18 protein-coding genes are annotated in these 20,963 nt (G+C 36.7%); 2 read left to right on the top strand and 16 right to left on the bottom strand.

Annotation, left to right across the window (positions count from 1 at the left end; all coding sequences use genetic code 11):
• Window positions 1-2: 2 nt before the first annotated feature.
• From MKX31_RS01750 to bdhA, 6 genes are all read right to left on the bottom strand, one after another.
• Complete coding sequence (locus MKX31_RS01750; protein WP_064477070.1) at window positions 3-1,316, bottom strand: D-arabinono-1,4-lactone oxidase; 1,314 nt, start codon at window positions 1,314-1,316, stop codon at window positions 3-5.
• Window positions 1,304-2,476, bottom strand: a complete 1,173-nt coding sequence (locus MKX31_RS01745; RefSeq protein WP_064477071.1) for an amino acid deaminase/aldolase — start codon at window positions 2,474-2,476, stop codon at window positions 1,304-1,306. Before MKX31_RS01745 ends, MKX31_RS01750 begins: the two co-directional genes overlap by 13 nt.
• Window positions 2,477-2,587: 111 nt before the next feature.
• Window positions 2,588-3,589 carry a sphingomyelinase C gene (gene sph, locus MKX31_RS01740; protein WP_098537750.1) on the bottom strand — a complete coding sequence of 334 codons (1,002 nt, stop codon included), beginning with the start codon at window positions 3,587-3,589 and terminating at the stop codon, window positions 2,588-2,590.
• 74 nt (window positions 3,590-3,663) lie between these two features.
• Window positions 3,664-4,515, bottom strand: a complete 852-nt coding sequence (gene cerA / locus MKX31_RS01735) for a phospholipase CerA (RefSeq protein WP_000731009.1) — start codon at window positions 4,513-4,515, stop codon at window positions 3,664-3,666.
• A gap of 264 nt (window positions 4,516-4,779) precedes the next feature.
• On the bottom strand, window positions 4,780-5,124 hold the full coding sequence (locus tag MKX31_RS01730; RefSeq protein WP_000948235.1) for a potassium channel family protein: 345 nt from the start codon (window positions 5,122-5,124) through the stop codon (window positions 4,780-4,782).
• Window positions 5,125-5,242: 118 nt separating this feature from the next.
• Window positions 5,243-6,295 (bottom strand): (R,R)-butanediol dehydrogenase, encoded by a 1,053-nt coding sequence (bdhA, locus tag MKX31_RS01725; RefSeq protein ID WP_000645834.1) that lies wholly within the window; start codon window positions 6,293-6,295, stop codon window positions 5,243-5,245.
• Between the two features lie 226 nt (window positions 6,296-6,521).
• Here bdhA and MKX31_RS01720 point away from each other — a divergent pair, with 226 nt between their 5' ends.
• A complete protein-coding gene (locus tag MKX31_RS01720; RefSeq protein ID WP_064477073.1) occupies window positions 6,522-7,700 on the top strand; it encodes an MFS transporter in 1,179 nt (392 codons plus the stop codon).
• Between the two features lie 283 nt (window positions 7,701-7,983).
• Here MKX31_RS01720 and inhA2 read toward each other — a convergent pair whose 3' ends face one another.
• From inhA2 to MKX31_RS01670, 10 genes are all read right to left on the bottom strand, one after another.
• On the bottom strand, window positions 7,984-10,383 hold the full coding sequence (gene inhA2, locus MKX31_RS01715) for a M6 family metalloprotease immune inhibitor InhA2 (protein WP_064477074.1): 2,400 nt from the start codon (window positions 10,381-10,383) through the stop codon (window positions 7,984-7,986).
• A gap of 317 nt (window positions 10,384-10,700) precedes the next feature.
• On the bottom strand, window positions 10,701-11,348 hold the full coding sequence (fsa, locus tag MKX31_RS01710; protein ID WP_000667669.1) for a fructose-6-phosphate aldolase: 648 nt from the start codon (window positions 11,346-11,348) through the stop codon (window positions 10,701-10,703).
• Window positions 11,349-11,382: 34 nt separating this feature from the next.
• Complete coding sequence (gene rbsB / locus MKX31_RS01705) at window positions 11,383-12,309, bottom strand: ribose ABC transporter substrate-binding protein RbsB (protein WP_064477075.1); 927 nt, start codon at window positions 12,307-12,309, stop codon at window positions 11,383-11,385.
• A 14-nt stretch (window positions 12,310-12,323) separates the two neighbouring features.
• Window positions 12,324-13,259, bottom strand: coding sequence for an ABC transporter permease subunit (locus MKX31_RS01700; RefSeq protein WP_001074641.1), 936 nt, complete (start codon window positions 13,257-13,259; stop codon window positions 12,324-12,326).
• Between the two features lie 2 nt (window positions 13,260-13,261).
• Window positions 13,262-14,746: a ribose ABC transporter ATP-binding protein RbsA gene (gene rbsA, locus MKX31_RS01695; RefSeq protein WP_064477164.1), complete on the bottom strand. Its 1,485-nt coding sequence runs from the start codon at window positions 14,744-14,746 to the stop codon at window positions 13,262-13,264.
• 18 nt (window positions 14,747-14,764) lie between these two features.
• A complete protein-coding gene (gene rbsD, locus MKX31_RS01690; protein ID WP_098103201.1) occupies window positions 14,765-15,160 on the bottom strand; it encodes a D-ribose pyranase in 396 nt (131 codons plus the stop codon).
• Complete coding sequence (rbsK, locus tag MKX31_RS01685; protein ID WP_064477077.1) at window positions 15,157-16,053, bottom strand: ribokinase; 897 nt, start codon at window positions 16,051-16,053, stop codon at window positions 15,157-15,159. Before rbsK ends, rbsD begins: the two co-directional genes overlap by 4 nt.
• A gap of 13 nt (window positions 16,054-16,066) precedes the next feature.
• Window positions 16,067-17,038, bottom strand: coding sequence for a ribose operon transcriptional repressor RbsR (rbsR, locus tag MKX31_RS01680; RefSeq protein WP_000104028.1), 972 nt, complete (start codon window positions 17,036-17,038; stop codon window positions 16,067-16,069).
• A gap of 137 nt (window positions 17,039-17,175) precedes the next feature.
• Window positions 17,176-18,789, bottom strand: coding sequence for an MDR family MFS transporter (locus MKX31_RS01675; protein WP_064477078.1), 1,614 nt, complete (start codon window positions 18,787-18,789; stop codon window positions 17,176-17,178).
• A 19-nt stretch (window positions 18,790-18,808) separates the two neighbouring features.
• Window positions 18,809-19,267, bottom strand: a complete 459-nt coding sequence (locus MKX31_RS01670) for a MarR family winged helix-turn-helix transcriptional regulator (protein WP_001132358.1) — start codon at window positions 19,265-19,267, stop codon at window positions 18,809-18,811.
• A 272-nt stretch (window positions 19,268-19,539) separates the two neighbouring features.
• Between MKX31_RS01670 and glpT the strand changes: the two genes are divergently transcribed.
• The gene (glpT, locus tag MKX31_RS01665) at window positions 19,540-20,889 is read left to right on the top strand and encodes a glycerol-3-phosphate transporter (RefSeq protein WP_048562905.1); all 1,350 of its coding nucleotides are present in this window, start codon (window positions 19,540-19,542) and stop codon (window positions 20,887-20,889) included.
• Window positions 20,890-20,963 lie beyond the last annotated feature (74 nt).

Raw genomic sequence — 20,963 nt, 5'->3', positions numbered from 1 at the left:
TGTCAGCTTTTTTTCATAATCGTAAATAATTTTTCTGTGTAAGGATTTGAAAATATTTCTGCTTCATCTAGTAACTTCCTCGCCTTTAGAAACGAATGCATTTCTGGATATATATTTTGTAATTTTTCGTACGTTAACGTATGCATTTTCCCCCAATGCGGGCGTCCTTCATACTTTAGAAAAATTTTCTCTACCTCACCAAAATAAGCAGCATACTTCATACCTTTATACATATGAACAGCAATATACGCTGAATCCCTTCCATACGCTGGACTGAGCCATATATCATCCCTTTTCACATAACGGCATTCAATTGGGAAGTGCACTTTATATTTTTTCTTTTCAATAAGGTTTGAAATCTCTTCTACAACGGCCCGCATATATTTTGAAGGAACACTATACTCCATTTCATAAAATGGAACCGCACGCGATGTAGCAAATACTTCATAACTCGGACCAACTATCTTTGTATTCGGTACAGCTTTAGCCGATAATCGACTTACTCCTTTACTTATAGAAGGAAACCATTTACATCCTTTAGATAACAAAGAGAACATCTTATTTTCAAGCAACTCTACCTTTAGTTTATGCCATTTCAAGTCACTTTTTTTACCCGTTGTTTCGTTTGTAAATTTTACTTGCACTTCATCTGAATAAGGAAAAACGAAAAATTCAAAATGGCGATTCTTCTTATATTCTTCTAGCTTGTTCATTACCGTAGATAATGACTGTTTTTCACTTTTATAAACGAGTGAATAGGCTGGAATAACCTTCAATTTTATTTTTACAATGATACCTAACATTCCAAGCGACAACTGAAAGGCTCTCCAATATTCCACATTCTCAGTTTCCGAACAAACTATACTCTCACCTGTAGATAAAACTGCGGTAATCTCTATAACTTGTGTTGATAAACTTCCAAAGGTAATCCCCGTTCCATGAGTCCCTGTACTAATCGCTCCTGCAATAGATTGTGAATCAATATCCCCTAAATTTTCTTGTGCATAACCTTTTTCTTCAAGTAACTTCCCTAAATCATGTAACTTTGTTCCTGCCCATACTTCGGCAACCATCTTCTCTGCATCAATATCCAAAATACCTTTCAATTTATCTAAAGAAACTAAAATTTCTTCCGTTTGCACAAGAGGTGTAAATGAGTGTCCTGAACCGACAACACGAATTTTCTTCCCTTTTTTTCGAGCAAGCCCTACAACTTCTACTACATCTTGTATACTTTCTGGATACATCGTATAATGCGGCGTTCCTTCTACATTCCCTGTCCAATTTCTCCATTTTTGTCCCTTTATAGAAAGCATTGACCATCCCCCCGATATGTTGAATACTCCCCAACAATCTCTCCTTCTTTCACACGGTATAAAAAAGGAAAACGCTCACATAACTCACCAGCTTTACTATGGCGAAACAAGATAGAATCTCCTATCTCTACTCGTTCCTCACCGTTATAAAAAATCGGTGTTTGCACTTCGCCAGCGCCTTCTAAAGCTAATAGTTTGGCACCATTTGGTCTCCAAATCTCAGGTTCTTTATCTTTACCAATTGCACCTGAGGCAATATATCCACCACCTAGACAAGTGTAAATAGATGGGGCTGGTTTACGCACAACTGGTAAAGCAAATCCGACAGCTGGATGAAATTGCACCTCTTTATAATAATCAAACAGCTTCGGGGCATAAAAAGCAGAACCTATTGTAATCTCCGAAACCGCATTATCTTTCTCGGTTGTTTTTATACTTCCTGTGCCTCCCCCATTTATAAACCTTAGTTCAATACCTAGGTTTTGTATTTCTTTTACGATATGTCCTCTTCTGTCTTTAATTTCTAAAACCGATTTCTTCTTTAAATACGAAATTACTTTACTTTTCACTCGCTGATTCGGTATGTGATCTCCTACCCCAGCAATTTGGGCTTCATATCCCATTACACCATCTAGTATTAAACATGATGATTCTTTCACCCTTTTTACTATTTTCAAAGCACCTTGCACATCTTTTACTGGTGATCTTTTGACCCCAAAATGAAATTGAAAAAAATAACTACTCATATCAATATCCAAACAAACACGAAAACACCCTTTAGATTTCTCAGCAATTTTTTCTAAATAAACAATATGGTCTTCACAATCCACCATACAAGTTATAATGAGCCCTTGCTTTGTTAGCAAACTTATTTCATGTAAAGCTCTTTCATCATAAGCAGGATATCCGAGCAATAAATCATTGAATCCTTGTTCAATTAAAAACAAAGCCTCCCTAGGTGAAAAACACATAATACCTTGAAATCGATCATTTGCAGCTAAAACCTTTCGCATAACCGGAACAGAACGTAACGATTTACTCGCTATACGAATCTTCTTATTTCCACTTAATTCTATAATCGATTGAATATTTCTATCTAAAGACACCTCATCCAAAAATGCACACGGTAATGGAACTTCTTTAAAAATTCCTCTATCCACATTTTTTCTCTCCTCTTCTCTATATGTCTTATACATATTGGAAAGAAAGTTTAAATTTCCTCTTACAAAATAAAAAAGTTTCTTCCTATTTAAGAAGAAACTTTTTTAGGACTACTTCATAGAAATAGTCGCCTCTACTGGATAATGATCAGAATAATCATCATACGTATATTTTTTGAGCCATGATGTAACAGTCCACTGTGGAGATTTCGGTTGTAATACTTTATTCTCTATAAATGATGGATTCGCATGATCTTTACTTGCAATAATATAATCTAAATGTTCAGCAGGGCTATCAGGGAAATTATATTTCGCAATACTGTTTGTCGTCGCATCCCAAGTTGCTGTATGTCCTGTATAAGATGGAATAGAAGCGTGCAATGTTTTGAACATGGATGCGTACTCTGAATCACTATTGTTCTCTGCATTTATTTTGTTCACGTTCATATCACCACCAAATAGAACGTACTCGTTATTTGGTATATTCTTATTTTTTATAAAATCTTGAATTTCTTTTAACTGATTTGTACGTACAGATGCAGGTGAAGTTTTTCCGCACATACTATCTTCAGCCTGCAAATGCGTCCCAATTACATGAACGAAACGATCATTTTTCTTAATTTTCGTGTATACAAATCCTTTATTCGATAAATTATCTGGCCCGCATCCTTTTGCAAATACATATTGAACCTTTTCAACGATCGGCCATTTGCTCACGATTGCAACTCCCCCATCTTCAGGAGTTGAAGATGAATAGCTACCTAACGTTTTATCCCATTCGTTTCCGTTACTACGGCCTAATACCGCTGTTTGATTTGGATATTCTTTCTTCAAATTCCCTAACAAACGATCTGATGCGCTATTATCAAACACTTCATTTAATATAACTACATCCTGATTCTTAATATAATCCGCTGCCCCAATTAAATCAGCACGCTCGCTTTGTCCCCAGTTCGGATATAAGTTTGTTGATAGCATGTACACGTTATGCGTCATCACTTTCAAAGTGTTATTTTGATCTGTAGACATCTCTGCCTGAGCTGAAGATCCTCCGTATAAAACTCCTAAACCAATTCCAAAGCTAAGTACACCTTTTAGCAAATTACCTTTCACGTTTCATACCTCCATGTGTATAGTGATAAAAAGGCCAAATACTCTATTATGAGATTTGACCTTTTTTTAAATACTTAACGATCTCCGTACGTATCAAACCAAAGCTGAATGTATCCGGCAGTAACACGTTGTGCATCCATTAATCGCTTACCTGTCATTGGTGTAACTTCAGCGCGCCATTTATCTGCATATTCTTGTGATACAGCTGCTTTTACGAACCAATCTTTCGTATTATCATTTACAATTCCAGAGTAATCTTGTTTCGCTGCTACTGCCGCTCCATGAATCCACTCTTCTGGATTTGTACCTTTCCAGTTCCAATATCCATTTCCATCCGTTACTTTATAATTATCTTTTATCGTATCTACAAAGTTTTCATATTTAGAATGGAATCCTTGTGGGTATGAAAGATTTGTAAAGTTTGCCGCATGCATCGGTTGGTTTACATCTCCTAAATAATGAAGAGATAATCCTAAATAGAAGAATGCTTGTTTCATATCTTTATTTTTGTATGACTCACCAGCTAATTTAAAATATTTAGCCCCAGTTTCTTTTGCCTGCTTTGCAAATGGAATATATGTTTTTCCATTGTCTGGATCATAGAAATGTGAAGCAAATGTGCTATTATCATAATAAGGATTTTCATAGTCAGCAGCGTAAATACCGTTCTCTAACTCTGTACGCCATTCATTTAATTGTGCAACTCGATCTTGTTTTACAAGTGTTGTATTGCGAGACATAATATCAATGGCACGGTTTACAATCCATAAATGAGAGTTTACGCCTTCTTTATGCTTATCTTCAGCAGACCAGCGGTGAACTATTTTTATTTTACTTCCCCCATCATTTTCATGTGCAAATGCAACACTTTGTAATGGCGCTACTAATGTAATAGCTGCTGCTAAAGCAAGTACTTTCTTTTTCATCTGAAATCCTCCATTTTATAATTGAATTATTGTAAACTTTTTGTTAGGATCCTAAGATGTCGTCCGGTTAACCTATGACTAGAATATCCCACCTTTCATGAAATTTCTATCAATAAATTAAAATATGCAAATTTTCATATCATTATAACTTTATACATAGTGAATATAATGAATGAATGCACTTATATTGTAATAAAGTATTGTTAAGCTACTACGAATGATTGTCAAAACTAATGTAAAAAAAGAGTAAAGCATTCACATGCTTTACTCTTTTTTTCTATTCGATAATATACTTGGCAGTTGTACATTAACTGCCAACTTATGAATAAATCCAAACACTAATCCAATCCCAATAAATATGTATAAGATTGTAAATATCTTTCCGAAATCAGTTTGCGGACTAAAATCCCCATCACCGACAGTCGTCAACGTGACCACACTAAAATATAAAGCGTCAAGAGGACGTAATCCTTCAACTGTACTATAAAAAATTGTACCAGATGTTAATGTTAAAAATGTTAATACGAATAACACTTGAAATTCTTTATCTTTCCACGCTCGTAAACAAGCTTTTAGCATTCGTTTCAATGTCAACATAAATGAAAGCATTAGACTACCCCTTCCAAACAAAATACCTGTAGTTAAAGGAAAGTCTATCACCTTTCTGTATAGAAAAAAAGTAGCCCTCTTCTATTTCTAGAAAAGGGCTACTTTTTACTATTCTCTATTATTTAGGTGAAACAAGAATTTTCACTTGTGTTTTATCTTTTACAAGTGCTTCAAATCCTTCTTCAACAACTTGATCTACTGTGATTTTTTTCGTAATTAATTTCTCTGCTTGAATTTGGCCAGAGCTAATTAATTTAATAACAGCTGGGAAGATATGACGGTATCCAAGAATACCGATAACTTCTTTTTCTTTTAGTACAAGGTTGTTTGGCGTAATTGTCGCATCTTTTTCCCACACACTAACAATTACAGTTTGTCCTTCAAAGCTTGTACTTTCAATCGCTTGACGAAGTACTACTTCGACACCTGTTACTTCAAAGCTCACATTTACACCTAAACCATTTGTTAAGTTACGAATTTCTGCTAGTACATCTTGAGTAGCTGGATTTAATACATAATCCGCACCTGCTAATTTTGCTAACTCTTGACGTTCTTTAGAAAGTTCTACTGCAATAACAGGAGTTGCTCCTGCTGCTTTAGCTGCTTGAATGACAAGAAGTCCAATTGGACCACAACCAAATACTGCTACAGCTTCCCCTTCTTTTAATTTACTTTGACGTACTGCATGAACTGCTACCGCTGCTGGTTCTACAAGTGCACCTTGTTCATACGTCATTTCATCAGGAATATGGTGGACCATATCTTCTGGTACTACTGTATATTCAGAGAAACCGCCGCCTTCTCCGCCAAGACCGTGGAAAACAAGTTGTTCACAAACATTGTAATGTCCATGTTTACAAGCTTCACATTTACCACAAGAATAAATTGGTTCTACAACGACGCGATCTCCCACTTTATGAGAAGTAACGCCTTCACCGATTTCAACTACCTCACCACTAAACTCATGACCTAAAATAACCGGTGCTTTTACGTGTGTTAATGGGTGCTCTTCTGTTGGAATAAAAATAGGTCCTGCTAAATATTCATGCAAGTCTGTTCCGCAGATACCACACCATTTCACTTTAATCTTAACTGCTCCTGGTCTTACAGTTGGTTCTGGTACTTCTTCTACTCGTACATCGCGTTGATTATGCCAAAGTAATGCTTTCATTTTATACATCCCTCTCTACGTATATACTTAACCTGGTGAAGTTTATAAATCTATTATAATACTTCTATCCATATATTTCAAAAAAACAATATCATTTCCACTAAATTTTAACAAATAACGTTCAATATTTTGTCACTTTGTACTTTTTTCCACATCTGTTAATGCTAATTTCATTGCGGTTGAAATTAGCATTATGCCATAATAGCAGAGGAGAGGTGAATATCGCTTGAAATATTTTATTTACTTTATTGTTATCGTAGCGTTTCTAGATACATTTTCACAATTACCTATTATGAGTACGTTCGCTCAAAGTCTTGGAGGATCTCCTCTTATTATTGGGCTAGTTGTCGGTATGTACTCATTCGCTAATATGATCGGTAATATTATTGCTGGCGCTGCTGTCGATAAATTTGGTGCAAAAAAAATACTTTATATAAGCATGGGACTTACGAGTTTCATAGTCTTGTTATACACCGTTGTTCAAAGTGGTGAACAACTATTAGTTGTGCGCTTTATGCACGGCTTTAGTGACGGATTTTTAATTCCTGCTGCCTTTACGTTTTTATCAAAACAAACAAGTTCAGCAAGACAAGGTAAGGCAATGGCTCTATCTGGTGCTGCTGTTGGAACAGCGGCAATTGTAGGACCTGCTTTCAGTGGAATTATGAAAGCAACTGCTGGTATAGAGTGGGTGTTCATTACCATTTCTATTTTAATGGTCCTTGGTACAATCGTATCTCTATTCTTCTTACCAAATAACGTATCAAGAAAAGATACTTCAAGAACACAAATGATGAACAAAGAAGATATGATTGAACTATTGAAATCAGAACCGTTATTGCAAGCATATATTGGTGCTTTCACGCTAATGTTTTCACAAGGAATTGTCACGTATATGCTACCAGTGAAAGTTGAGGCATTAGCACTTAAAGCATCTACAACAGGCATGATGTTAAGTGTATTCGGCATTACCGCTATCCTCTTCTTCTTGCTGCCAACAAACCGTATTTATGATCGATTTAATCGTTCAAAACTCATGCTAATTGGTATTGCAGTAATGGCATTTGCGTTATCATTACTTGGATTATTCGCAACAAAAGGTATGCTCTTTATCGTTATGATGATTTATGGCATTGGATTTGCTATCCTTTTCCCATCGATAAATGCATTACTTGTTGAAAATACGACAGATAATAAGCGCGGAAAAGCATTCGGATTGTTTTATGCTTTCTTCTCATTAGGAGTTGTTGCTGGATCCTTTACAGTTGGTGTAATCGGGGCATCCCCTAGCGTCAGCTTCGTTATCGGAACTGCATTCTTATTAACATTCGCTGGAATGATTTATGTAAGAAGCAAAATAAAAAGTAAAGCAAAAAGCAAAGTAAAAAAGACAATGATGGGATAACTCCATCATTGTCTTTTTTCGCCTAATCTATATTACTTTTGTATATAAACAAGTAATACTGTAAATAAACTTATGTATAAAGACAATACTACATTTCTCCTTTTACAAAAAAAGTGTATAAATACCGATGATACTTCGACAATTTCCTCGGAAATATTTCCTATCCCCACATAATTTGATACACTACATATGAACAGAAACTTGTATTACATAGGCTAAAATAATAACTTACTGTACAAATTAAAAAGCACATTCTCCATAGGAAGAATGTGCTTTTATATTATTAACGTTTAATCCAAACAGCGCCTGCCGATTTATCGTCTGCCTGTCCAACAACTTGGAATTTAAGTCCAAGGTTTGGAACTTTTCTTCCTGCGTCTGCAATTTGTTTATTACTATATACTTTTGAATCATCAAAAGTTGTAACACCTTGTAATCCAGAATAGTTAAACTGTCCACGTGTTAATGAATTTACACTCCATGCTGGTGTTTGATCAAATGAAAATGCAGCGTCTGCAATTTGCATGCCTGTATTACCATACGCTGGTTTCCCGTTTAAATTACCAACAAGTGCTTCTGGATGAGAGTCTACAACACCAAGGAAGCCTTCACCTGGATGCACCCCAACCCAGTTATCTTTAAAGCTATCATCTGCATACCAAACGACAAGACCTGTATTATACACTGGACCTTTTCCTGCTTTTAATCCGTTATCTGACCCCGCATAGTTTCTCCACTCTAGGTAGTAATAATGAGCTTTCTTCTCTGTTCCATCAGAAACAACAAAACCATTTACATTCATTTTAGCCTGTCCTTCTGTATCATCAGAAAATACAACTTGTCCATCAACAGTTACATTTACATTATCCATCGCAAAACCTTTATATGTTACAGCAGGATCTGTAATATAATCGAATTGCAGTTTCACCTTTTTCCCTTTAAATTGACTTAAATCATATGATTTATCCATCCATTTCCCATCTGTTGTATCTTTATCTTCTTGGACTACTTTTTCTCCAAGTCTCTCAATTAATGTTTTCGTTCCATCTTCTGTTACTGCATGTACTTCAACAAAATCACACTCTGCTTCTAACTCATAATTTGCTTTATAATCGAATTTTGCATTTGTTCCTTTTGTTAAATCAATGAATGGTGTTTCTAATGTTGTATGCATATCATCGCCTCTTGTACTATAATATGCATGCTTTCCAAACTCCGGTTTAATCGTTTCAACACTTTTACCTGGTAAGTTAACACGTACAACGCCTGGACGATTGGATTTTGTAACACTTTGATCAATATATGTAGGAACTCCTACTCCACGCTTAATTTTATCGTAATCTACTTCTAAAATTTTTGCCCAGTTGCCACCCATATTCTTTTGTAAGAAGTCTTTATTTTGTGGTGAGAAACTAGTTGGCTCTGTTCCTGCAATTTTCCCTGTCCAACTACCTCCACTCATTAATGACCACGCTTCGACAGGTGAACCAGTTCCAGTATATTTCGTGTCATATTCATCAGGTAAGCCAAGATCATGTCCAAATTCATGCGCAAATACACCTACTGCTCCATCCTCTGGTTCAATTGTATAATCATGCGCCGCTACTTTTCCACCAAAGTAATCTACCTTTGATTTTGTACCTTCAACCGCTACTGGATCTATTGCTAATTTTGAACGATGTGACCAAATTGCATCATCACCTAATTTACCGCCACCAGCTTCTTGACCAACGCCAGCATGGATTACCATTAAATGATCAATTACACCATCAGGTTCATTTTGATTTCCATCACCATTTGTATCATATCTATCAAATTGATCAAATTGAGATAAATCTAGCCCTTTCTCAGCAGCTGCATGTAAAGCTTCTTTCACTAAATCACGTGCGCCTTTTGGCCCTTTATTATCGTGACCACTACTACCATCAGCACCGTAGTCAGACGCTTTTCCTGGAACAGTTAGCCATTCCGTTACATATCCATCCGTCTTATAACTTCCGCCTGATTGCTCTTCATAATATTGTTTAAATGTTTTTACTTTCGAACCATCAAATAATGTGTACGGTTCATTACCAAATAACATTTTTTGATAATGCTCTCTACTAAAGTCATTCGAATACATATACCCTGGTGTTTGATCAATATTATTATGTTTATAATCACTAAATTCAACGAGTAATACTAATACTTTATCAGTTCGAACTGACCCTTTATATGGCGCTTGCTTTGCTTTAGAAGTTGGGACTTGCCCATTCAATTGTTTTTTATTTGGTTCTGGCTTTTGCTCAGGGCTAACATTTTTTTCAGGTTTTTTTACCTTTTCCTTTTCTTCCATTTTTTTCTCTTTTACTTTTTTCACAAAATCAGATGCCTCTTTAGCAGTATCCGCTGGTAGGATTTCTTTATTTGCCTGATCGCCTTGTTTCTTTTCAATATACTTTTCTACAGCCTTTTTCGTCTCTTCTTTAGAAGATGCTGGATTAATTGTTCCTCTTTCTTTCAATGCTTCCGCTAAACGATCTTCTTGAATTAAATTGTAATCAATTGGTGTTGTAGATACATTATCTTTCTCTTTTGCTGGCGTTTCTGCGTATGCTAGCGGAGTACTCATTACAGATGTACATCCGATAATTGCCGCAATTGCTAAAGATGATAGCACTTTAAATGGCGCTTTTCTTCTCATTCTATTTCTCTCCTTTTATAAAACTTAAAATTCAGATAAATTAGTGCATTTAAATCGAAATCCCTACTTTCTGCCCTCCCTATATAAAAAGGCATAATTCTATAAACGTTAAGCTTTCTGTTATAGAATCATGCCCCTCCAGTTTTCTGGTCAGAACCTCTACCTTTTTATGTCGAAATATGAAAAATAAAAAGTGATTTGATATATATTAAATAGCTTATATAACAAATTTAAAAGACAATATGCAAAATTGCATGAAAATTCTTTTAAATAAAAAAAGAACCCTAGTCAATTAAACTAGGATTCTCGATTTTCTATTATTTCTCTTGTGTTTTTTCCCAATCAGCTAAGAATTTCTCAATTCCTTGATCTGTTAATGGATGTTTCACTAATGAAGCAATTACGTTTGCTGGGATTGTTGCAATATGTGAACCGTTTAATGCTGCTTCTGTTACGTGAACACTGTGACGTACAGATGCTGCAATGATTTCTGTTTCAATGCCGTGAATTGCAAAGATTTCTGCGATTTGGCGAATTAGGTCCATACCGTTATGACCGATATCGTCTAAGCGACCTAAGAATGGTGAAACGTATGTTGCACCAGCACGAGCTGCAAGTAATGCTTGAACTGCTGAGAATACTAATGTAACGTTTGTACGAATTCCTAAGTCAGAGAATGCTTTTACTGCTTTTAAACCTTCTGTTGTCATTGGAACTTTTACAACAACGTTTGGAGCAATTTTCGCTAATTCTTTTCCTTCTTCAATCATTTTATCAGCTTCTAAGCTAATTACTTCTGCGCTTACAGGTCCTTCTATAAAGCTGCAAATTTCACGAATACGCTCGTGGAAATCTACGCCTTCTTTTGCTACAAGTGATGGGTTTGTCGTTACTCCAGCTACTACGCCTAATGCATTTGCCTCTTTAATTTCATTAATGTTTGCTGTATCAATAAAGAATTTCATTTATTATTCTTCCTTCCTAATTTTCATTTTATATTTATTTATTTTTCTTAATAAGCTCTAATTCAATCGGAATAGATTTGTCCACTTTTTTACCTTGCGTGATCTCTTTTGCTGTTTGCATCGCCTTCTCTCCGATTAATTCCGGTTTTTGAGCAACTGTTGCAGCCATACGCCCATCTTTAACCGCTTTTACAGCATCTTCTGTTGCATCAAACCCAACAACGACTACATCCGTTTTTCCAGCAGATTTCAATGCTTCAAGTGCACCTAATGCCATCTCGTCGTTATGCGCAAACACAGCTTTAATATCACCATTTGCTTGTAAAATGTTTTCCATAACAGATAATCCTTTTGCTCTATCAAAATCAGCCGCTTGTTTGGCAACTACTTTTAAAGATTTATCAGCTACGTTATGGAATCCTTTCCCACGTTCACGAGCAGCAGAAGACCCAGGGATTCCTTCTAACTCAGCAACGTTTGCTCCCCCGCCAACTAATTCACGAATGTAATCACTGGCCATTTGACCACCTTCGATATTATTAGAGGCAATGTGAGAAACAACCTTACCTGAATTCGCAACGCGGTCTACTGTAATAACAGGAACATTTGCTGCATTTGCCGCACTTACTGCTGAAGCAACAGCATCTGAATCGGTCGGATTAATAACAACTACATCGACACCTTTTTGAATTAAATCCTCAACATCGTTCGTTTGCTTTGCTGCATCATTTTGTGCATCAACAGCAATCAATTCAATACCGCTTGCTTTCGCTTGCTTTTCTGCACCCTTTTTCAAAGTTACAAAAAATGGATTATTTAAAGTTGAAACAGAGAATCCAACTTTAATAGTTTTATTTCGACCTTTATCGCTAGAATCCTTTGCCCATTCTGGTGGTTCCATTGAACAACCAGCAGTAATGACCATAATACATGCAACGAGTATAAGTAACCATTTCTTCATGAACTTTCCCTCCATTACGCTTCTTTTCGACGATCAATTAATACAGCTAGTAAGATTACAAGCCCTTTTACAACTTGTTGGAAGAAAGAAGATACACCTAATAAATTTAAACCATTATTTAGTACACCGATAATTAGTACACCGATGAATGTACCAACAATCCATCCTCTTCCCCCAGAAAGACTTGTTCCACCTAATACAACTGCTGCAATTGCATCTAATTCGTAAGAAGTACCTGCAGTTGGCTGTGCAGAATCTAGTCGTGATGTTAAGACAATACCTGCAAGCGCTGCCAAAATTCCGGAAAGACCGTAAATCATTACTTTAATTCTCGTAACATTAATACCTGATAGTGCTGCTGCTTCTTCATTTCCACCAATTGCAAATGTACGGCGACCAAATGTCGTTTTCTTCAAAATGAAGTACAGTACTGCGAAAGCGATCATCATTGTAACAGCTGGTACCGGAATACCAAGAAAATAACCGCGGCCAAACATTTGGAACATTAAATGATCACCAAGACCAGTGATCGGACGTCCGTCCATATAAACAAGCGTCAACCCACGAAAAATAGTCATTGTTGCTAAAGTTGCAATAAATGGAGCTACTTTTCCCTTCGCTATGATGATACCGTTTACAATTCCCATTACAAGACCAGCTAATAATCCAACTGCCATCGCAAGGAACGGGTCCATGCCACTTGCCATCATTCCAGCAACAAGTGCACTTGATAATGCTAAAATAGAACCTACCGATAAGTCAATACCCCCTGTTAAAATTACAAAGGTCATTCCGAATGCAATAAGCGCATTAATCGATACTTGACGCAGTATATTAAATAAATTTGGAATTTCAATAAATGCTGGATTTAAAGCTGTAATTACTACAATAATTAATACTAGTCCAATTAAAGACCCAAGTTGTTGTAATACATTCCCCTTCTTAGCCATCCTTACTCTCCCCCTGTAGCTAGTGCCATAATAGACTCTTGTGATGCCTCATCTTTCTCTAAAATGCCGCCGACTTTTCCTTCATGAATAACAAGAACACGATCACTCATCCCTAAAACTTCTGGAAGCTCAGATGACACCATAATAACGGCATCTCCTTGCTCAGTAAGCTTATTCATGATAGAGTAAATTTCTTTTTTCGCTCCAACATCAACACCTCTTGTTGGCTCATCTAAAATAAGTAACTGCGGGTGGATACCTAGCCATTTCGCGATTACAATCTTTTGCTGATTTCCACCAGAAAGAGATTTCACCGCTTGCTCTCCACTAGATGCTTTCACATTAAGTAGCTTCATCATATCCGCTGTAAACTGTTGTTCTAGTTCGTTACTAAGGACACTTCCCTTTGAAAGACTTTCTAAATTCGGTAAAGCTAAATTTTCTCGGATTGAGAAATCTAAAACTAACCCTTCAGATTTTCTATCCTCTGTAATGAAAGCTATTCTTTGTCTAATCGCATCTATCGGACTATCAATCTTTACTTCTTGTCCATTAATAAAAATTTGGCCAGAATCTAAAGGTTCGTATCCAAATATCGCTTTCATAATATCTGTACGGCCAGCTCCCATCAAGCCAGCAACACCAAGGATTTCACCTTTTCTAATTTGAAACGAAACATTTTCAAACTTCCCTTTTTTCGTTCCGTTACGCATTTCAAAAATAACATCACCAATTTGACTATTTCGCTCCGGGTAACGTTCACCAATGCTGCGCCCCACCATCATACTCACTACTTCATCAAACGATGTTTCCGGAATTAATCTCTTTCCTACGTATTCCCCATCACGTAAAATCGTAATGGCATCACATATTGAAAAGATTTCTTCCATTCGGTGTGAGATATAAACGAACGAAACGCCTTCTTTACGTAATTTATTAATGACAGTAAACAACGTTTCAATTTCACGATCTGTTAATGCAGCTGTCGGTTCATCCATAATAATAACGCTCGCGTTTGTCATTAACGCTTTCGCAATTTCGATAATTTGCTGTTGTCCAACCGATAACTCTCCTGCCAACATAGCACCTTTTACATGTAACCCTAACTCCGCTAGTTGCTGCTGCGCAATCGCGTTCATTTGACGCGTACGTAAAATACCTGTCTTCCCATACATTAACTCTTTACCGAGAAACATATTTTCAGCTACTGTTAAATTCGATAATATGTTCAATTCTTGATGTATAAATGCAATACCGTACTCTTCAGCTTCTTTCGCATTTTTAAAAGTTCGTTCTTGTCCATCAATCGTGATGGTTCCACCATCTTTTTTGTATACACCTGTTAAAATTTTCATAAGCGTTGATTTGCCCGCTCCATTTTCCCCCATCAATGCATGGACTTCCCCTGTTTCAATCATAAACTGTGCATTCTTCAAAACAGGATTACCATTGAACGCCTTTGAAATATTTTTCATTTCAATACGCATTCCCATCACTTCCCTTTATTAAAAAATCACGCCTGCATGTAAAATTACATTGGCATAAGGCGTAGCCTCTCCTGTACGAATAATCGCCTTCGCTTTCTTCGTGTGCTCTTTAAATTGTTCATGCGATACATATTCAAATGCTGGTCCTATTAATTTCAGCTCGATTTCTTTATTTACTTCCGCATTATTGTTAATGATTTCTTCTGCTAACGTTACTTTTTCAATTGCCATATCATCAGCTACCACTTGCAATACGTCTAAAAAGCTAGGTTTTCCAATCTCAACTGCTAAATCAATTCGTTTTACTCCGTGAGGAATTGGTAACCCGCAGTCTGCGATTACAATTGTATCTGTATGCCCAAGTGAAGCAAGGACTGATGCAATCTCACTGTTTAATACACCGTGCTTTTTCATCCGACAATCACCTGCACTTCACGTACTCTATCTCTCGTTGGCATACCGCCCTGTGCTCCAAGTTTCGTTACAGAAAGGCCACCAGCAATATTCGCAAAACGAATTGCTTTTTGAAGTGTTTCTCCTTCAGAAAGCGCAACTGCTAATGCACCATTGAATGTATCACCAGCTCCAGTCGTATCTACTACATCAACAGCGATGCTAGGAACATGCACAATCTCCGTACCATTATGGAAACGAACACCTTTAGAACCTTCTGTCATCAATAGTTTATTTGGATATTTAGCCAGTAAATCTTCAATTGGTGATGTGAAATCATCTAATACGATGCGGCACTCATGTTCATTTGGCGTAATATAAGTTGCCTTTTTTAAAATATCTTCTGATAACACTTGTGCTGGCGCTGGATTTAACATAACTGGAATATTATGCTCCTCACAAATAGCCAATACATATTTTACTGTTTCAAGTGGAATCTCTAGTTGAAGAACAACCATATCTGCTTTTATAAGAAGATCTTTTGAACGATCTACAACCGACTCATTTACATGAGCATTCGCCCCTTGCACGACAACAATACTGTTATCCTCTTCTGCTAAAACGATATGAGCAATTCCTGTCGCCGCATCTGTAACCGGTACCACATAGTCGATAAAAACGCGTTCGTTCTCTAAATTGCTCCTAACTACAGTTCCATAATTATCGTTTCCAACTGCTCCAACCATTGCTACATTTGCGCCTAATCTAGCTGCAGCAACCGCTTGGTTTGCCCCTTTCCCTCCCGGGATTGTATGAAATGCTTCACCAATTACTGTTTCTCCTGCTTTCGGACGTTTTTTTGAAACAGCCACTAAGTCCATTGAAATACTACCTACTACTGCAATATTTGGCATCTGTTTCATCTCCTTACTTCGTTGTATTTCGTTCTATAATTTCAATCGGTAAACGATAGTGTTTCTCTTCTAATACGTTTCCTTCCATCTGCTCTAACAACAGCTCTGTTGCAATTTTCCCCATTTCATAAATTGGCTGTGCAACAGTTGTAATAGATGGATACATCATTTCTGTTAAAGAAATTCCATCGAATCCGATAATTTGTAAATTATCCGGAATAGAAATCCCCTTTTGAAGTGCAGCCTTTACAATACCTATTGCAATTAAATCATTTCCAGCAACAATTCCATCAATATGTGGGTATTCTTCTAATAATTCCACCGCTACACGCTCACTATTAGCTGGATCAAATGTACTCTCTGCAATCATATAAGAAAGATTATTTTGCGTAATAACGTCTACAAAACCTTCAAAACGCTCATTAGCCGTGCTTACGTCACGCGGTCCGCGAATATGAGCAATATGTTTACAGCCTTTATCTATTAATAACTTTGTCGCTGCCTGACTCCCTGCATAGTTATCTGCATATACAGTAGGAATACGCTCATTAAACATACGGTCAATTGCAACAACTGGAACAGACAACTTCATGTAATTAACACTATTTTGTGGATTTGTTGCTACAATAAATCCATCCACATTATTTTGCCTAAGTACATCAATATATTGCTTTTCTTTCTCTAAGCTCTCATCAGAGTTACAAAGGACAACTGTGTATCCTTGCTTATGCGCTACATCTTCTACGGCACGTGCAACTTCTGGAAAGAACGGATTCACGATATTTGGAACAACTAAGCCAATTAAACGAGATTTTTTGTTATACAGTGAACGCGCTACTGTACTAGGTTTATAATCTAGCATCTCAATTGCTCGCTCTACTTTCTTTAATGTATCTTCATGAACATATCCATTTTTATTTAACACTCTGGAAACGGTCGCAACAGATACTCCCGCTAATTTTGCAACGTCTTTAATCGTACTCATTCTCTTCCCTCTCCATTTCATGTAACCGTTTACAGAAAATAATATAACGTATTTCTAGAAATACGTCAATCATTTCTCACGAAAAAGCTTTTAAGGTTATACTCAAAAAAGCACCGCCATAAGGCGATGCTTTTTCATTACGAATACGATACAGTTTGTTCTTTGTCCTCTGCAGCTGGCTCTTCAGCGTCTTTTTTACGATCTGACAGTTTAATCTTCTGTAAGAAAATCGTAAAGATAGCACCTACTACGATAAATACTAATCCTGTTAGGAATACAGTATGAAGTGAGTCTACTAAAGAGTTTTTCAAAATCGGTACAATGCTGTTAGCGAATGCTTCTGGCATTTGTTTTAATGCCTCTGGACTAAATAGCATCGAATATAAACCTTGCGGGTCTGTATGAATCATATCTTTAAATTTCGTTACCATTTGTCCCGCTTCTTTCGGGAACGTATCTAATACAGGTACTAATTTATTTGTTAATGTTGTACCTGAAGTGTTGTTCATAATTGACCCTAAAATTGTAATACCAAATGTTCCACCGATTTGACGGAAGAACTGACTTGATGATGTTACGACTCCAAGATCTTTTTTCGGGAAACTTTCTTGTAACGCTAATGTTAATGTCGGCATAACAAGACCCATTCCTAAACCGATAATACTCATATAAAAAGTAGCAGTAAGTTTAGTCGTGTGCATATCCATCGTTGTTAATAACCAGAAACCACCAGCCATAATAAGCATCCCTGTAATAATTTGTGGTTTCACACCAACTTTTAATACAAGTTGACCACCGATAATACTCATAACAATCATTGTAATCATCATTGGTGTCATAATTGTTCCTGATTCAGCAGCACTTACTCCTACAATTCCTTGCATGAAGAATGGTACAAACATAATCGCACCGAACATTCCGATACTCATAAAGAAACCAATCGCATTCAGTATTGTAAACGTGCGATTTTTAAAGAAATGCATCGGTAAAATTGGTTCTTCTGCTTTCGTTTCAACGATAACAAAGCTAACAATACCAATTAGAGCTAATGCAAATAAACCGATAATTTGCCAAGAATCCCACGGATAATCTTTTCCGCCAAACGTTAATGCAAGTAATAAACTTACAACACCGAGAATCATCGTAAAGATTCCAGCGATATCAATTTTGATCGGTCCTGTTTGTTTATGTGACTTTAATCCCATTGCAATAAAGATTGTTGCTAAAATACCGACTGGTAAGTTAATGTAGAATACCCATCTCCAGTTCACTGCGTCTACAATCCAGCCACCCACTTGTGGTCCAATTACAGAAGCAAGACCGTATAACGCACCAAAAATACCTTGCCATTTCGCACGTTCTTTTCCCGTAAACATATCTCCGATAATAATCATAGCCATTGGCATCATAATACCGCCACCAAGACCTTGAATACCACGGAAAATAATTAATTCTGTCATACCATTTGCCATACCACATAACGCCGAACCAACCATAAAGATAACTAGTCCCGTAATATATACGTTACGACGGCCAAGTAAATCCGCTAATTTACCTGCAATTGGTACAACTGTCGTTGATGTTAACATATAAGCTGTTGTTAACCACGTCATTAAGCTTAATCCGCCTAGTTCACCGACGATACGCGGCATTGCTGTACCAACGATTGTTCCATCTAATGCAGCAAATAGCATCGCGATTATTAAACCGATTAACAGCAACTTTCTATTTATGTTTTCTTGTTGCTCCATGTAATCTCCTCAATTCCTCTTAGTTATTCTCTTTTTTCTCTTGTGTCCCGCAAATAATTGTTTCTAACTTCTCAAAGAGGCGTAACAAATCTTCTCTTTCTTGTAATTCTAAATGTGAGAAATATTTTGCAATATGCTCATTACGAGCGGTCATTGCCTCTTCTACTCTAGCTTTCCCCTTTTTTGTTAACTCAATGATGACAACACGACGGTCATCTTTGTCGTGATAGCGTTCTACAAGCTCTTGGTCAATTAGGCGATCAATCATCACTGTAATTGCACTAGGCTTTACATACATCTTTTTTGCTAATTTTGTCGCTCTTGAAGCACCGTAATGATCCAAAATCTTTAAAATATAAAACTGCGGTGGTGTAAGTCCTGTTGCTTGCATTTGTTCTAATAACTCCGTCTGCATTTTCTTTCCAATCGAAAAGGCAAGAGCTTGAATTTTATCGATATGCGTCATATCATTTGGCATGTTATCCACCTCTTATTTAAGCAATAAAATATTTAACGTATTTAAATATTAATCCCACAAACAAAATCCGTCAACACTTTTTATTTATAAAAACGTTTACATTTTTGTCACAAAGTTGTATAATTTTCGACGAAGTTAATATTGACAGTCACGGAGAATCGGAGTATACGGCTATGAATCATAAAAAAGGAAACTTTTTTATATTTCATGGCCTTTTTATATTCTCTCTGACTTACAACATTTCGAATTCATTAGGGGAGGATTTTCATTTTATGTTTTTTACACAATTATTTAAACCTGCGCCCCACGCGGAACGCTTACCAGCTGATCGCGTTGATAGCGAATACCGTAAATTACGTTTACAAGTATTCTTAGGTATCTTCATCGGCTATGCAGGTTACTACTTTGTTCGAAAAAACTTTTCACTAGCAATGCCATACTTAATTGAACAAGGCTTTAGTAAAGGGGAACTTGGGGTTATCCTTTCAGCAGTATCTATCGCTTACGGATTAAGTAAATTTCTTATGGGTATCGTATCCGACCGTTGTAATCCTCGCTATTTTTTAGCAGCTGGGCTATTTTTATCAGGTATCATTAATATTATTTTCGGCTCATTTTCTTTCATTACAACGAGCATTATACTTATGTTTGTCCTTCAGTTTTTAAATGGATGGGTACAAGGTATGGGCTGGCCTCCTTGTGGTCGTACGATGGTTCACTGGTTCTCTATTAGTGAACGTGGTACAAAAATGTCTATTTGGAACGTCGCTCATAATGTCGGTGGCGCACTTATGCCTTCTCTTGTAACATTAGGGTTATATTTCTTTGCAAATGACTGGCATAGTATTTTTTACTTCCCAGGTATTCTTTCAATTTTAGTTGGTATTTATGTATTAATTACGATGAGAGATACACCTCAATCTTGTGGATTACCTTCTATTGAAGAACATACTGGAGAATATCCAGCAGATGAAAAAGTAAAAGATCGAGAACGCGAACTTTCAGTAAAAGAAATTTTATTTACATACGTACTAAACAATAAATTTTTATGGTACATCGCTATTGCGAACGTTTTCGTTTATTTCGTACGTTACGGCGTTGTAGACTGGGCTCCTACTTATTTAGTAGAAGAAAAAAGTTTTACTCATAGTAGCTCTCGCACAGCTTATGCTCTATACGAATGGGCTGGTATTCCAGGTACACTTCTTTGCGGATGGATGAGTGATAAACTGTTTAAAGGGCGCCGCGCACCTGCTGGTATTTTATTTATGGTTGGTGTATTTATCGCCGTTCTTGTTTACTGGCTAAATCCTCCTGGTAATCCAATGGTTGATAGTATTGCACTTGTCGCAATTGGATTTTTAATTTATGGACCTGTTATGTTAATCGGCCTACACGCACTAGACTTAGCACCAAAAAAAGCTGCTGGAACTGCAGCTGGTTTAACTGGGTTCTTCGGTTACCTAGGTGGAGCTACTTTTGCTAGCGCAGCTATGGGCTTTATCGTCGATGCATTCGGATGGGATGGCGGATTCATCTTGTTACTTGTATCTTGTGTACTTGCAATGTTCTTCCTTGCTCTTACTTTAAAGACAGGATCTGCAAAACCAAAACAAGCTTAAGTACTAATATTATTCTTATCAAAAAAAGAGAGACTGTTCTTTCCAGAACACCTCTCTTTTTTCTACATATAAAT

It is taken from the genome of Bacillus sp. FSL M8-0063 (assembly GCF_038005545.1).
GTDB lineage: Bacteria > Bacillota > Bacilli > Bacillales > Bacillaceae_G > Bacillus_A > Bacillus_A wiedmannii.
This window is presented reverse-complemented; position numbering and strand designations above follow the sequence as displayed.